9 protein-coding genes are annotated in these 15,007 nt (G+C 43.0%); 1 reads left to right on the forward strand and 8 read right to left on the reverse strand.

Annotated elements, in window-relative coordinates; translation table 11 throughout:
- Positions 1-6 precede the first annotated feature (6 nt).
- The 5 genes from ACY652_RS04880 to pulA all read right to left on the reverse strand — a co-directional run bounded on the left by ACY652_RS04880 (position 7) and on the right by pulA (position 10,256).
- Complete coding sequence (locus ACY652_RS04880) at positions 7-1,929, reverse strand: alpha-amylase family glycosyl hydrolase (RefSeq protein ID WP_462266885.1); 1,923 nt, start codon at positions 1,927-1,929, stop codon at positions 7-9.
- A 91-nt stretch (positions 1,930-2,020) separates the two neighbouring features.
- Positions 2,021-3,076 carry a SusE domain-containing protein gene (locus ACY652_RS04885; RefSeq protein WP_462266886.1) on the reverse strand — a complete coding sequence of 352 codons (1,056 nt, stop codon included), beginning with the start codon at positions 3,074-3,076 and terminating at the stop codon, positions 2,021-2,023.
- Between the two features lie 33 nt (positions 3,077-3,109).
- On the reverse strand, positions 3,110-4,723 hold the full coding sequence (locus tag ACY652_RS04890) for a RagB/SusD family nutrient uptake outer membrane protein (protein WP_462266887.1): 1,614 nt from the start codon (positions 4,721-4,723) through the stop codon (positions 3,110-3,112).
- A 30-nt stretch (positions 4,724-4,753) separates the two neighbouring features.
- On the reverse strand, positions 4,754-7,774 hold the full coding sequence (locus ACY652_RS04895; protein WP_462266888.1) for a SusC/RagA family TonB-linked outer membrane protein: 3,021 nt from the start codon (positions 7,772-7,774) through the stop codon (positions 4,754-4,756).
- A gap of 481 nt (positions 7,775-8,255) precedes the next feature.
- Positions 8,256-10,256: a type I pullulanase gene (pulA, locus tag ACY652_RS04900; protein WP_462266890.1), complete on the reverse strand. Its 2,001-nt coding sequence runs from the start codon at positions 10,254-10,256 to the stop codon at positions 8,256-8,258.
- Positions 10,257-10,804: 548 nt separating this feature from the next.
- Between pulA and ACY652_RS04905 the strand changes: the two genes are divergently transcribed.
- On the forward strand, positions 10,805-12,484 hold the full coding sequence (locus ACY652_RS04905) for a DUF6377 domain-containing protein (protein ID WP_462266892.1): 1,680 nt from the start codon (positions 10,805-10,807) through the stop codon (positions 12,482-12,484).
- A gap of 147 nt (positions 12,485-12,631) precedes the next feature.
- On the opposite strand, the gene ACY652_RS04910 is transcribed toward ACY652_RS04905, so the two are convergent.
- The 3 genes from ACY652_RS04910 to ACY652_RS04920 all read right to left on the reverse strand — a co-directional run bounded on the left by ACY652_RS04910 (position 12,632) and on the right by ACY652_RS04920 (position 14,773).
- A complete protein-coding gene (locus ACY652_RS04910) occupies positions 12,632-13,480 on the reverse strand; it encodes an SDR family oxidoreductase (RefSeq protein WP_462266893.1) in 849 nt (282 codons plus the stop codon).
- Between the two features lie 79 nt (positions 13,481-13,559).
- Positions 13,560-14,144, reverse strand: coding sequence for a Crp/Fnr family transcriptional regulator (locus ACY652_RS04915; protein ID WP_462266894.1), 585 nt, complete (start codon positions 14,142-14,144; stop codon positions 13,560-13,562).
- 197 nt (positions 14,145-14,341) lie between these two features.
- On the reverse strand, positions 14,342-14,773 hold the full coding sequence (locus ACY652_RS04920) for an SRPBCC family protein (RefSeq protein ID WP_462266895.1): 432 nt from the start codon (positions 14,771-14,773) through the stop codon (positions 14,342-14,344).
- Between the last annotated feature and the right edge of the window lie 234 nt (positions 14,774-15,007).

Here is a 15,007-nt window from a genome sequence, read left to right on the forward strand (position 1 = left end):
ATCAACTTATTGGGATAATTTTTGGTTGCTGTATAAATGATATTCGCCGGGGGCAAGGGCAATGGTGTAAGGCAGTGTACTTACCGTAATGCTGGTACCAGTAAGGTTATCATACCAGGTACCGGTTGCCGGAAAGCTGATGTTAGCCGTTTGGGTAATTACATCAAAGTTACCTACCAACTGCACATTTACCCCGTCGTTGCCTTTAAGCTGGATGGTTTTAACCGCACCTGCCAAACTATAAGTAAAGCTGGTGGTATTAAAAACCGTATTCTTTATTTTCATTTTAATCAGCTGCGCGTAGGTGTTGTACAGCTGTTTGCGGTTGGCATCGTTTTTATAGCTCCACAGAATAGGCTTATTACCCGTGCGGCCGTTTTGGTCGATGTTGATATCATAGCCCAGTTCGCCAAACTGCCATAACATTTTTGGGCCGGGCGTTGCCATCAGGAAGGCAGCTGCCATGCCGTCGCGCTTCAGGCCGGTAGCCAGATTTTTAACGCTGTAGCTACCCGAGCTGTTGCCGTACTGGCCGTTTTTATATTGCAGGCGTTCCTCGTCATGGCTCTCAATGTAACTTACCAGATTGTAAGGCTGAGTGGAATTATGGGTATCATAGAACAACCGCGACAAATCCCACGAGCCGCCGCTATCATTGTAACTCATGGTAGCCTGGTTGGCATTAAAGTTCAGGTTGTTCCATAGCATCATCCCCTGGGCGGCCAGTTCGGCCTCTTCCTGGTCGGCAGCAAAGTGCTCCAGAATTACGTAAAAGTTGGGGTCAAGGCTTTTGATATAATTATTGTAGTCTTTCCAGATAGCAATACGGCTGGCATCATAGGCGCCCCAGCTGCTTACATCATTTCCGCTGTTCTTTTGCGTAAAGCCTTTAGATAGATCAAACCTAAAACCATCCACCTTGTATTCCTGCATCCAGAACTTCATTACGTTCTTGGCGAAATACTTGGTAGCCGCGCTTTCATGGTTAAAATCATACCCTACATTGTAAGGGTGGGTAGCATCCTGATTAAACCACGGACTATTGGCAGCCGGTTTGTTGATTGCCGAATTAAAGTACAACTGCACCATAGGCGATTGCCCGAAAGAATGGTTCAGCACCATATCCTGAATGACGGCCATACCACGCGAGTGGCATTCATCAATAAAGGCTTTCAATGCGTTCTTGGTGCCATAGTATTTATCAGGCGCAAAATAGAAAGACGGGTTATAGCCCCATGATTCATTGCCTTCAAACTCATTAACCGGCATTAGCTCAATAGCATTTACCCCCAGATTGCTCAGGTAACTTAAAGTATCCTTCAGCGTTTGATAATTGTGCGCCTGTATAAAATCGCGCAGGTGCAGTTCGTAAACTACCAGTTTACTCTTGTCGGGCCGGGTGAAAGAGGTATTCTTCCAGGTGTAAGCTGCCGGATTGGCCTGCATGGTACTTACTATACCCGTAGTTTTGCCGGTAGGATAAACGGGCAGGTTAGGATAAGTATCGCTGCTGATGTAGCTATCATTAGCAGGATCGAGCACCAGCTGGGTATAAGGGTCAGCCACTTTCAGCGTGTTATCCACATAGTATTGATAACTGTAAGTTTTGGCGGCATCCAGGTTATCTACCTGTACCCACCAGCGGCTGCCGTCCGAAGTTTTCTTCATGGCGGCAGGTTGCCAGTTATTAAAATCGCCAATTACGCTTACCGAAGCTTTGTTGGGTGCGTACAGGTTAAATATGGCTGAAGTACCATTGTTTAAAAATGTTACCCCATCACCAGCGCCCGATGGTATTTCGGTACTTACTGCCGGCGGGTTAACGGTACCGCCACCGTTACCGCCCTGGTTATTGATACTGTCTTTTTTGCAGGCAGTAAAGCACAAAGCTAAACTGAGGCATAAAAGGCTGATAGTTTTGTTTATCATTACAGATATATAGTTATGTACTGTTTAACAAATTGCCTAAAGCAGGAAAAAGGTATCAAACTGACACCTTTTTCCTAACTCCCGGTTACTGTTAATTTTTTACCAGCGTATAAGTGTTAGCTGTTGGGTTAAGCGTAACCCGGTAGCTATCTCCGGCTGCTGCAGTTTTGGGTATAATGATATTATCGCCACCTTGCGAAACCTTGCCGTTGCTGCCGCCCAAATTCACATCCCATTTGTTATTGAACCTGAATTTCATAGCTTTAGTACCGTCACTTACCATTGTTACCGTTAAATACCAGGTGCTGTTGGTTTTATCAAAAAACATGTTTGTATCCTTATCCCAGCTACCTGGAGTAGCATCACCTATAACACTCCACTGCGGTGTATAAACGATGGTGTTTTTGTTAATGTCTGCTTCCAGTAAAAAACCGCCCGCCGCCGGGGCCATCAAATTATCGCCCGAGGTGCTGAGGGTACCCGCTGATGATCCTTTGCCGTAAGCAGTAGCTGTATTCCAGCTTTTGGTATTGGTCAGTTTAAAATTTAAATCGGAACCGGTAAAATTAATAATACCGCTATACTTATCGTCTGCATTAGGTGAGGCAAGACTGTCTGCCTTATCAGGCGACCAGCCCTGGTAAGCGCCGGGTACATATAAATAGGCAGTGGCCGAAAATGGCGTTACCGTTATGGTTACCGGCGCAGAATAGGTTACCACGTTTTTTGACAGCGTATTGGCCATTCTTACCTGTATCTGCCCGGCCTGGCCTGCTGTTAAATTAAATGCCTTTGTAGTAAGCAGCAGATTATTCAATTCAGTAGTAGTAAACGCACGCTTGGTTACACCGGCAGGCAATGTAAATACCACAGGAGCGGCCCATTTATCTGCAGCCACATCCATCTGTATAGCGTTTTCAGATACCGGATTATAGTTATAGTCAGGCGTGGTGATGGAAAACATGATGCTGGTATCTGCCTTATTCAGTTTTGCCCTATTGAGCACCAGGGTATTGGTTGATGCCGTAATGGCGCCGGCAGTACCGGTATTGGCTACCAGCTTATTTTCATCTTTTTTACAGGAAGAAAAAACTGCTATTGCACCGGCCAGGCAGGTAGCCAGGCATTGGGTAAAAAATCTTTTCATCTTTATTTATGTTTAATCAGGATTAATTACTTTTTAATAACCTGTGTTTTGTTTCAGGTTAGGATTTACATTCAAATCGGTAGTAGGCAGTGGGTAAACATTACGGTAAGCGGCCACGCCGGTGCCATTTTTTACGCCGCCTTTAAACGGCCATAAATAGCTGGCATCGGTAAACCTGCCGTATCGAACCAAATCTGTACGGCGGAAACCCTCCCAGTACAATTCGCGGCCACGCTCACTCAAAACAAAATCGGTAGTAAGGCTGGCAGCCGAGATATTACCGCTGGTATTGCCATAAGCGCGGGTACGCAGTGCGTTGATATAATTAAGGGCTGTATTTACATCACCTCCTGTACCGCCTCTCAGTACAGCTTCGGCGTAAATCAGGTACATTTCGGGTAAGCGGAACAGCGGAACGTCCACATCTGCATAATCCAAGCTTGACCCACGTACGCCGCTGCTATTTACATTTCTGAACTTGGTTACCGCATAACCGTCATTAAACACACTGATGTCGTTAATTTCCAGATTCTGCCCCTGCGTCCAGAACTCAGCCCGTTTATCAGGATTGCCGTTGTTAGGAAACGACGTATTGTTATTAGCCGGGAACAGGTTAACCAATGCCTTGGTAGTTCTCAGCCCGGCCCAGCCGCCGGTAATGCCAAAGTCATTAGGAGACATTGAGCCGCCTACCGGCGCGTGGGTAAGAAACGTAGCGCCGCCAAAATTTTGGGTTTTGGTACCATCGTAATTAATGGTGAGGATGAACTCGTTACGGTTATTCTGGTTGTCGGCCAGCATCAGGTTGGTATAGTTGCCGGTTAAAGTATAACCTGCACCAATTACTTTTTGTGCATAGGCAATGGCATTGCTGTAATCGGGCGTACCGGTGTATATACCTGCATTCAGGTAAATACGGGCCAGTAATGCCCAGGCAGCTGCCTGATCGGCCCGGCCGTATTCATTTTGCCGTGGCGCTACCAATGTGCCTTCAATATCTTTCAGTTCGCCCACCACATACTTATACAAATCACTTCTGCTGATTTGCTGAGGCGTAAATGAGCCAATCTGGTCGGCTTCCGTGGCAAACGGCGGATTACCAAACAAATCCATCAGCACCCAGTACTGGTACGCACGCAGAAAGCGGGCCTCGTTACGGAAGTTGCGGATTTTTGTCGCATCATCGCCCGAAATGCCCCGGCTGCTCAGGTTGGCATCTGATGCCTGGCGGATAAACTCATTGGTTAATGTAATCTGGTAAAGGCTGCGGTAGTATAAGCCCCTCAGAAAGCCGTTGGATGATGACCAGTTCATGTTATGAAAATCGGGCAGGCCCACGTCATTCCAGCCCACTACGGCTTCATCAGTTGGCAGTTCCTGCGCACACCAGAGCAACCTGAAAAAATCAGAACTTCCTTCATCAACACCGGCAACATCTCCGCTGCCGGCCGGGCCGTTGTTGCCGGTTAAGGCAAACGCAGCATATACTTTAGCTGCTGCCTTTGTATAACCATCAGCTGTGCTGTACACATCAGTGGCACTCAACTGGTCGGTAGGTGAAAAAACTTTGTCTTTATTACAGGAAGTAAAAGCGCCGCCCGCCAGCAGGCCGGCAGCTAATATGAATTTAATATATTGCTTTCTCATTAGTTTACTGTTTAAATTTACATCAGCAGGTTAAAAGCTCAGGTTTAAACCCAGCACATAAGTTCTTGGACGCGGATAAAAATTATTATCGATACCCGAAGAGATTTCCGGATCGGCGCCACGGTATTTGGTAATGATAAATACGTTCTGCACATTACCTGAAATGATCAGGCTGCCGGCGCCCTTAATTATCTTTCCGAAGTTGTATCCGATATGTGCGTTATCCATCCGCAGGAAAGAAGCATTCTCAATCCAGTAATCAGAAAGCAGATCTTTATCCACATTGCCAATCAGCCCGCTTTGCAGCACTGTAGCTGAACCATTGTTGATCGCCCCAATAGGATTTATTATATAATTCTGTATACCGGTATAAGAAGCTATATTGTTATAAATATAGTTACCTAAACTTGCCCTGGCCACAAAACCGGCGTTCCATTTCTTGTAGTTTACATCGCTGCTAAAACCCATAAAAACTTTGGGATTAGGGTTTTTATTGATGTACAAATCGTTTTCGTTAACTATACCATCGGCATTGCGGTCGGCAAAAACGCCATCAAGCGGTTTGCCATCCGGGCCATACACTTGCTGATAAGTATAGTAGGAAAATTTAGGGCTGCCTACAGCATTAACCTGAACTGTAGTACCTGTGCCACCTGATACACCACCGGTTAGCAAGCCGGATGATGAGGTACCTGCAATAGCACTCAGGTTAGTGATTTCATTCTTGTTATAATTCACGTTGAAATTAGCAGTCCAGCTTACATCGCTTTTCTTAATAATCTGGGCGTTAATGTTCATTTCAATGCCCTTATCCTGCATGTTGCCTATGTTACCCACAATTACGTTACTAAAGTTAGTAAGGGCAGGCTGCGAAATACTGGCCAGTAACCGGCTGGTTTTCCGGTAGTAAACATCTACGCTACCAGTGATGCGGTCATTCAGGAAACCAAAGTCGACAGCAGCATTGCTGGTGGCCGAAGTTTCCCAGGTACGGCCGGGATAATAAGCGTTAGGCCGGTTCAGGTAATAAAACTGATTGCCCAACTGGTACTGTGCTGTGGCGGTACTTACGGCGTAGTTACCTAAATAGTCATAATTGCCTATACCGTATTGATTACCGGTTTTACCATATTCTAACCGGAGTTTCAAGTTTGATACCACAGTACTGTTTTTCAGGAACTCTTCCTGATTAATACGCCATGCAAATGCGCCTGAGGGGAATACTCCGCTGCGGTCTTCTGGTGCAAATTTGGTTGAGTAATCATTACGGATGGTACCGGTCAGGATATACTTGTCATGGTACACAAAATTAACACGGCCGTAGAACGAAGTAAGCAAATAACGCTCGGTCCCCAGCGGAAAAGTTGGATTTGACTGCGGGTTCAACACGCCCGACGAAGAGAAAGAAGGGTTGTTGTAGTTTAGCGTTTTAAAGTCCTGTATCGAATAACCACCTACTGCATCCAAATGGCTGCTGATACCTTTGAAGTCCTTATTGTAGCTCAGGAAACCTTCAAACAGTTTATTTTCATTCGTTTGCTTATAAGTATGGTAGTAACCGTTGTAATTTACATTATTGAAAGTAAATGTATTCTGACTGATAGCTGCATAGTCAGGGACAGACTGTGAGCCTAAGCCTCTTGATCCATCATAGGCAATGTTCACATTGGCGTGCAGGTCAGGAAAGAAATGCAGACGGTAATCCAAGCCTAAACTTGCAATAGCCCGGTACACATTGCTATGGTCGTCACGCAGTTCAAGTACGGCCAGCGGATTACGCGGCACATTTTGCTTTAAGCCGGTGGCTGATTGCGGATCCAGGTATTCATAATAACCACCAAACTTGGTATCGTCACCTGAATATACCGGTACGGTTGGGTTAAAGCTTACAGCACTGCCAATAGCGCCCTGATCAGCAAAACGCTGCTTTACTTCGGTTCCCTTAACATTGAAGTTAACCTTCAAGTGGTCATTGAACAATGAAGGCGACAAGTTAAGGCTACCAGTGTAACGCTCTAAATCCGAAGTTTTCAGGATACCGTTCTGCTTGGTATAACCTACCGAAACCCGGTAAGGCAGTTTACCGGCAGAACCAGAAACACTTAAATTGTTATCAGTGCTTATTGAGGTCTGATATATTTCTTTCTGCCAATTTGTATTAGCAGCACCTAACTGACTTTTGTATTGCCCATTCGATGTTTTATCATTGGCGTTTACATAAGTGCGAAACTCATCAGGCGTTAATACCGGGTATTCTTTAGTTAACTTCGATACCGAAAACTGTGTACTGAAATTAATCTGAGGTTTGCCGCTCTGGCCTTTCTTGGTGGTAATTAGAATTACACCGTTTGAAGCGCGGTTACCATAAATAGCGGCTGCTGATGCATCTTTCAATATGGTGAACGATTCAATGTCATTAGGGTTAATGGTATTCAGCGGGTTGGCTGCCCCGGCAATACCGTCATTGCTTACCGGTACCCCGTCAATCACGATAAGCGGATCGTTGCTGCCGTATACCGAAGCGCCGCCCCGTATACGGATAGTGCTGCCTGCACCCGGCGCGCCACCGTTTGAAATTACCGACACGCCTGCTACCTTACCGGCAATCAACTGCTCCGGCGTGGTAATCAAACCCTTTTGAAAGTCCTTTGAAGTTACCGTAGCCACCGAGCCGGTTACATCCTGGCGCTTGGCAGAGCCGTAACCAATTACCACAATCTCATTTAAAGATTGTGACTGGGCCTGCAGCAGAAAATCAAGCGAGGTGGTTTCCCCGGCTTTTATAGTTACTTGTTTTGATAGTGGTAAGTAACCTATAAACTGCGCTAACAGTGTATAAGTGCCGGGCTGTAAATTAATTTTATAGTTACCGTTCACATCGGCTGCCGTGCCCTGGCTTGTTCCGGTTATACGCACGGTTGCACCCGGCAGTTCCAGGCGCTTATCATCCAGTATTTTTCCAGTAAGGGTTCCGGTCTGTGCAAAGGCAGCAGCCGAAAACGCCAGGCAAATAAGGAGAAGCAGATAGTTTTTTGAATAAAGATTCCTCATTTAATTAATAGGCTTTGTTGGTTTTTGAATTAGTGCTGTTTCTTGACTTTTATTGACTTTTATGATTACTTTTTAGACATAGAAGAGATTCTTCAAGCTGTTTATTAACTCAATTGGTATACTTATCAGCGGTAATTTTTCTCTTATGACCAGCCGGCACTTGTATTTGCTGATCTGCATTTTCAGAAATTATTCCATCAATACAGTTGCTTTACAGCCGCAGTTTTATTATTTAAAATTGGTTTATAATGGTATATCATTGGCAGGCTAAGAAGCAATTATTGCGTTTTCCAAGCCTGCTTTTATTAATTGGTTGAACAAAGAAATGATAGCGCCGGGCGGCATCCTAATTGTTTAAATTAAAATACTGTTGTTTAAAAAAATATATGCCTATGTTGTTGATTTTCAATAACTATTTGTTTGTACACCGGCTTTTTATTTAAAGTTATTTTAACCATAAAATCACATAACTCCCTTTATATTATGGCTGGAACAATACATAAGCAGTAGTTGCAGGTATATTTATTTCACCTGATTTTATTGTTCTGATGCCTTTTTGATTAATAGTGTTTTCGCTGGCAGCCAGCTTCCATTCTCCCCCGGGCAAACGCAGTTTTTTGGCAGAGGTACTGCCATTGAGCAACACAATGATATTCTTCCAGTAATCATTATTAGCATGGTTCTTTAACTGGTAACTAATAAGCAGTGGATCCGGCGTTGGCATAAATTCCAGGTGCTGTTGTATCATTGCTGCAGACGGCATACGAAATGCAGGGTGGTTTTTGCGTAATGCTATCAGGCTTTTATAGTAATTGAATACCGAATGAAATTTTTCCTTGCGGCTCCAGTCCAGTTGGTTGATGGAGTCGGGCGACTGGTAAGAATTGGCTACTCCTTGCTTAGTACGCAGCATTTCTTCACCGGCATGCAGAAAAGGCACACCCTGAGAGGTGAGCACTACCGCGTTGGCCAGTTTGTCCATCTTTATAATGTCCTCCGCAGAGGCATCAGGATTGGCTATTTTCAACCGGTCAAACAGGGTATTATCATCATGGCAGGAGGCATAATTGATAGCCTGACAAGGCTCTGCAGCCCACGGCGCTTTTGAGTAGTTTACCAGTTTATAATTCACCTGCGGGTGTTGCGTTGACGCCACAATGCCAAATTTTACACTTTCGGCAGTACCTGCTGCGCCGCTTACAAAGCCTTTTACCTTCACATCACTGAACGGGCCGCGCAAGCCATCTCTTATATCATCGCTAAATGCGGCTATTTGGTGCAGTTTGAAGGTGTTCCTTTTCACTGCCCTCAATTCCTCAGGCAGCGGACTTGTACCGGCAGTCCAGCCTTCACCATAGATAAATATTGTGGGATCAATTTTGTGCAGCGTATCGCTTATGGCGTTCATAGTAGTTATATCATGTACCCCCATTAAATCAAACCGAAAGCCATCCACATGATATTCCTTTGCCCAGTACACTACAGATTCTATCATAAATTTGCGCATCATAGCCTGTTCTGATGCAGTTTCATTGCCACATCCGGTAGCATCAGAATAGCTGCCGTCCGGTTTGTGCCGGTAAAAGTAACCGGGAGCAAACTGTGTAAAGTTGGCATGAACGGCATCACTGGTATGGTTATATACTACATCCATTATCACACGTAAACCATCGCTATGCAAAGCTTTTACCATCTGCTTAAATTCGCGGATACGTACATTGCCATCATAAGCATTTGTAGCATAGCTGCCTTCCGGTACATTATAGTTCAACGGGTCATAACCCCAGTTATATTTGGGGAGAGTACTGGTTTCATCAATAGAATTAAAGTCGAAAGATGGTAATAAATGAACATGTGTAACCCCCAGTTGCTTAATATGATCCAGGCCTGTTACATTACCGCCGGGGCTCTTGGTACCGGTTTCAGTTAATCCTAAAAACTTACCTTTATGATATATACCTGAATTTAAAGCTGCAGATAAGTCTCTGATATGCAGTTCATAAATGATAATATCGGTAAAGTTTTTTAACGCCGGCTTTTGGTCAGCGGCCCAGCCTGCGGGGTTAGTAGCCGCCATATCTACAATCATGCCCCGGTGCCCGTTGATGCCTGCTGCCTTTGCATAAATATCAGGAGCTTCGTTAAGCCATGTATTACCCTTTTTTACTTGAAAAGTATAGTATTTGTTCTTTAGCTCTCCCCTTACCAGCGTTTGCCATGTACCATAGGCAGATCTATTCAAGTCAATTGTATGAGTAGCTGTACCGCCTTGTCCTTTAGTATATAATCTCAATACAACGGCCTCGGCCTCCGGCGCCCAAATTTTAAAATGGGTTTGTGCAGGCTGGTATAGTACTCCCAAATCATGGCCGGCGTAATACACGTCTTTATCAATTCCTTTTCCGCCAGGCAAACAGGTAAAAGACGTTAATGCAGCAACAACCACTGTGCTAAGCGCAAAAGCGAAAAAAAAACGATTCATTTAAAGTAAATATGGGCTATATTGGTTTAATATGAACTGAACGGAGCACATTTGCTTCATCATATTGCACCTCAGAAATATTTACTCGCACTGTGTGATACGATAAAGATAATTAGAGGCAACTGGTATTTCAGTTCGTTACAAAATTATCCAGTTTATGCAATAGCATACCCCAAAGAGCAGTAAGCCAGCCCTTTTTTAAATAAAATTTATTTTTTTGCAGGATAAACCGCTACTATATAATTTCTAAATATTTGAATATCAGTAAAATATAATTATTTACAATTTACCGGGGACTGTAGAAATTTAAATAGGAATTATGTATGACCGATTATGCATAGCAGTTAAATAATTTTGAACCGTTAACTTGGCAACATCCAATATCCGATCGATCAACGAACCGGAAGTGAAGTATATCAAAAATTTTGAGCCGAAAAGTACACTATAGCTTTGGTAGCCCTATACTTTGTTAAATAAAACCCAGGCATTTAACCTGTGTTAATAAACACCGGTTATTATTATCTATTTTTATTAAAAAAATGCGGTTGATGCGCGCCTTTACAGTTATAGGTTTATTATTATTTTTTCATGCCGGTTTATTAGCAGCCGACAGAAATGATACTTTGATTAACCGGCTGATTACTGAGCTTGGCAACAAAGGCAGATATGACCGGCAAAAAGAGCAAAAAATTAATACGTTACGCTCGTCGCTTCAACTTTTGCAACCAGGCAATATTGCAGAGCAATTTAATGTAAACAGTAAGTTATATTATGAATACCGCTCCTATCAGTATGATTCTGCCTATGTTTATGCTGATCGGCTACGAACATTAAGCCTGAAAGCTAATGACCCAAGCAAGCAGGAAGAAAGTAAAGTGCAGATGGCATTTGTCCTGTTATCATCAGGTAAATACAAAGAGGCTTTTACCCTTTTAGAAGCCGTAAAACGCAATGTGTTAAGTTATGCTGCCAAGCTTGACTATTATTCAGTAATGAGCCGTGCTTATTTTGATCTGGCAGATTACGATAATGATAAAACTTATTCAACATCTTACAGGGCAAGGGGTAATTCCTATATAGATTCTTCTCTATTACTCAGTAAGCCTGATTCCTATAGCCAGTTATTGCTCATTGGCTATAAGAATTACCGGCTTAAAAACTACCGGGCCGCCATTGCCCGGTTTCTGCATGTTTCAAAGTTATATCATGCCGATGTACACGAAAATGCAATAATTGCCTCTTTGCTAAGTGAGGCATATGCCAAGATAAAGGCGCCTGAACAAACTGAAGAGTACCTGATAAAGGCAGCCATAGGTGACCTGCAAACAGCAACCAAAGAAACTCAGGCATTATTCAAGCTGGCGGAACTTACTTCTAAAAAAGGTGATATCAACCATGCTTACCTGTTTATTCAGGAGGCATTAAAAGATGCAGAATTTTACGGGGCCCGGCAACGGCAGGTTCAAATCAGTTCAGTTCTGCCATTGCTTAGTGCGCAAAAGGTGGATTTTTTGGAAAGGCAGCGGCAACGCTTTATCATCTATCTCTGCTCCACTTTAGGCCTAACCTTGCTGGTTGTAATAGCTTCCATCTTACTGTATAAACAACTGCGCCAGCGCAGGGCCAAAGAACGCATTATTGAACAAAACAACGCAAAGCTGCACCAAGTGAACAGCCAGCTGAAAGAAGTGAACAAACTGGTAGTTCAGGCTAACCAAAAGTTTGCTGAAGACGCACACATCAAGGAAGAATATATAGGTAACTTTTTTCACATAATTTCTGAATATATTCTTAAGCTCGAAAAGCTAAAGACTTCTATAGAGGCCAAGATAGTGCAAAACAAATTGGAGCAGATTATGCCGCTGGTTAACAGTGTTTCTATCCACAAAGAACGGAATGCGCTATATAATACCTTTGACAGCGTATTCCTGAAAATTTTTCCAAACTTTATAACGGCTTTTAACAGCCTGTTTAAAAAGGAAGATCAGATTTCGCCTAAAGATCATGAAATGCTGACAACTGACCTCCGGATATTTGCGCTGATCCGTTTAGGTATTGATGACAATGAGAGCATTGCGCGCATTCTGCAATACACCACCAAAACTGTGTATGTATATAAAATGCGGCTTAAAGCAAAATCCATTTACCCTTCAGACGAATTTGACCGCCGCCTGATGAGCATACAGGCTGTAGAGAACCCGCAGGAAATTGCTACCAATAGTGGCTGACAGAGCAGCTTCACCACCAGGCAAGAAAAAAATCTTTCAGTTGATCTGAAGCTAACGCCACTTGCACGACCCTTAAGCAAAATATCATCTTAGGCTAACTTCATCCCTGAGGCTTCAGGCAATAGAAAGTGCTTTTCTCCTGATTGCTTAAATCGTCGAGTCAATACCAGCCGTATCTTTTGTTTTTATTTGTTTTTCTACGGGTGCAGCTGCCATCTTATTAAACAGGCGTAACGGAAATAACCATCTGAAAAAGAAAGCAACCTTAGCCTGTGGTGTTGCCGGGTACCGGAGTTTAAAAGTATTGTCAGTGGCAGCTTTATATGCAGTTTTAGCGACCACATCCGGCGTTGGCGCGTTTTTATAGCTGGCCAATGTATTGTGCTGTACCTTTTTTGCGTAGTTGTCATAATCCGGATTAGATACAAAGGATATGTTTTCTGTAAACTCGCTTTTTACAGTGCCAGGTTCAATATTTTTGATCCTGATATTAAAGGGCTTCAGTTCAAACTGCAAGGCTTCCATAAAGCCTTCCAACGCCCATTTTGTACTATTATAAATGCTATACAACGGAAAGGTTAAAATACCACCTGATGATGTTGTGTTTAAAATTATTCCTTTCTTCTTGCTGCGAAAATGAGGCAAAAAAGCGCGGGTGACATTCATCGCACCAAACAAGTTGGTTTCAAATTGCTTTCGCACCTGTTCATCCGTGGTTGCTTCAAAAGCACCGGCAAGGGCATAGCCGGCATTATTATACAACACATCAACATCCGGAAACTTTTGCAACATTTGGCCTACTGCGTTTTTTATACTTTCCGTGTTTGTAACGTCAAGTTTAAAAGTAACGATAGAAGGATAATCAGCAAAGCCACTAATACCGTCTGTATTCCGCATGGTTGCGGCCACATTCCATCCTTTTTGAGCAAAATAGATTGCGGTTGCCTTTCCTATGCCGGATGAAGCACCTGTAATAACTATTGTTTTCTTTGCCATTTTTTTTTATTTGAATGTAAAGTTAGATGTTGTGCTGCTTTCAAAAAAAGACATTTGTCCGAAAATAAAAAAGTGAAGTTTAGACCCGGAACTCCCTTCGTAATCTGCTTAAGTGCCGTGGGGTAATGCCCAACATGGATGCAGTGTACATAACAGGAACCTGTTCTATAAAACGGATTTGATATTTTGACATCCATTCAAAACGCTCTTCCGCTGATTTCTGTATCAAACTGAAAACACGGTCTTCAATAGTAATATAGTTGTATTCCAATGCCTTGACATAAAAGTTTTTAAAGCTTCGGTTTTCTTCGATTAAAGCGTTAAACGCTGTTCTGTCAAAAACAACCAATTCGCAATCCGTAATGGCTTGCAGGTTTTCAATGCTTGGGCTTTGGGATATGAAACTTCGTAAAGAAGTTACAAAGTCATACGGAAAAGATACCCAACGGGTAACTTCATTGTCTTTTGTTGAATAAAAGTGCCGTATCATTCCTGAATTCAGGAACCCGATTTCTGTACACACTTTTCCTTGTTTCAGAAAATAGTCATTCCGTTTGAGTTTGGTAATGAAAAAATGTTCCGAAATCTCTTCCATGTCCTCATCACTTACCGGACAAAAGTTTCTGATCGCATTAATAATGTTATACAAAGCGGGTATGTCCATCTTTAATTGCAAAGGCTCTGGTTCACTTTTAGGCGCCTTTCATACCAATGTACGCTAATCTCTTTTATACGTCTCCAGTAAACCCAATTGCTGTTTTATCAGCTTAAATTTATTGCTTAACAACTAAACAAAATTTTAGCTGTTAAACATTTCATCGTCAGGTACGCTTGCGCCAAACCCTATATTATAGGTGGTGTTTATTTATTTTCAGCCAATTCCTTCAATTTTCTGTTCATTCCTTCGAAGCCCGTTGCGGTATTATTTTCAAGCTGCTTTCTGAACAGGGGTACCAGTATCCCGCTGAATTTTTCACTTTGCCGGAAAGTGGTAGTGCCGTTGTGGTTGTCTATTAGTTCGAACTTGTGCTCCCCGTCAAAAATATTAGGTAGCAATAGCCGCCCCAGCCAACTTAGCTCTTTGGCCGGCTGCACTGTCAAAACTTTGGGTTTGAAAGTGGTGCCTTTCGCTGCAGATTGCATAATGGTAACCGTAAGCTTGTTCCCTACTTCTACTTTGCCTTCTACTGATTTTATGAACGGATTCCAGGCCGGGTAGCTTTCAAAATTAGTTAAGACGGTCCAAACTTTTTCCGGTGTTGCACTAATCAGTACTTCTTTTTTAATTTCCATTATTTTGTTTTATTTTGTTTTAGAATTGCCTCTAAAGACCAGTATGGAATGGCCCGGCAATTCTTGCAAAAGCCAGGATACCATAACCTAACTTTATTATCTTGCCGTTTGGCTTTATGTTATTGCGCTTTGTATCAATTTAAAGCTGGCCTTTGAAAGTTCCCGGAAACCGCTGATAATACAAAAGCGCCAGCTTTTTTATAAAAGAGAGCTGCTCCAGTACAAGGCGAATTT

The organism is Mucilaginibacter sp. (assembly GCF_965200995.1).
Taxonomy (GTDB): Bacteria; Bacteroidota; Bacteroidia; order Sphingobacteriales; family Sphingobacteriaceae; genus Mucilaginibacter.

Coding starts and splice junctions, on each gene's coding strand:
- ACY652_RS04915 (WP_462266894.1), bottom strand. CDS start 14,144: ATGGACATACCCGCTTTGTATAACATTATTAATGCGATCAGAAACTTT.
- ACY652_RS04885 (WP_462266886.1), bottom strand. CDS start 3,076: ATGAAAAGATTTTTTACCCAATGCCTGGCTACCTGCCTGGCCGGTGCA.
- ACY652_RS04920 (WP_462266895.1), bottom strand. CDS start 14,773: ATGGAAATTAAAAAAGAAGTACTGATTAGTGCAACACCGGAAAAAGTT.
- ACY652_RS04910 (WP_462266893.1), bottom strand. CDS start 13,480: ATGGCAAAGAAAACAATAGTTATTACAGGTGCTTCATCCGGCATAGGA.
- ACY652_RS04905 (WP_462266892.1), top strand. CDS start 10,805: ATGCGCGCCTTTACAGTTATAGGTTTATTATTATTTTTTCATGCCGGT.
- ACY652_RS04880 (WP_462266885.1), bottom strand. CDS start 1,929: ATGATAAACAAAACTATCAGCCTTTTATGCCTCAGTTTAGCTTTGTGC.
- ACY652_RS04895 (WP_462266888.1), bottom strand. CDS start 7,774: ATGAGGAATCTTTATTCAAAAAACTATCTGCTTCTCCTTATTTGCCTG.
- ACY652_RS04890 (WP_462266887.1), bottom strand. CDS start 4,723: ATGAGAAAGCAATATATTAAATTCATATTAGCTGCCGGCCTGCTGGCG.
- pulA (WP_462266890.1), bottom strand. CDS start 10,256: ATGAATCGTTTTTTTTTCGCTTTTGCGCTTAGCACAGTGGTTGTTGCT.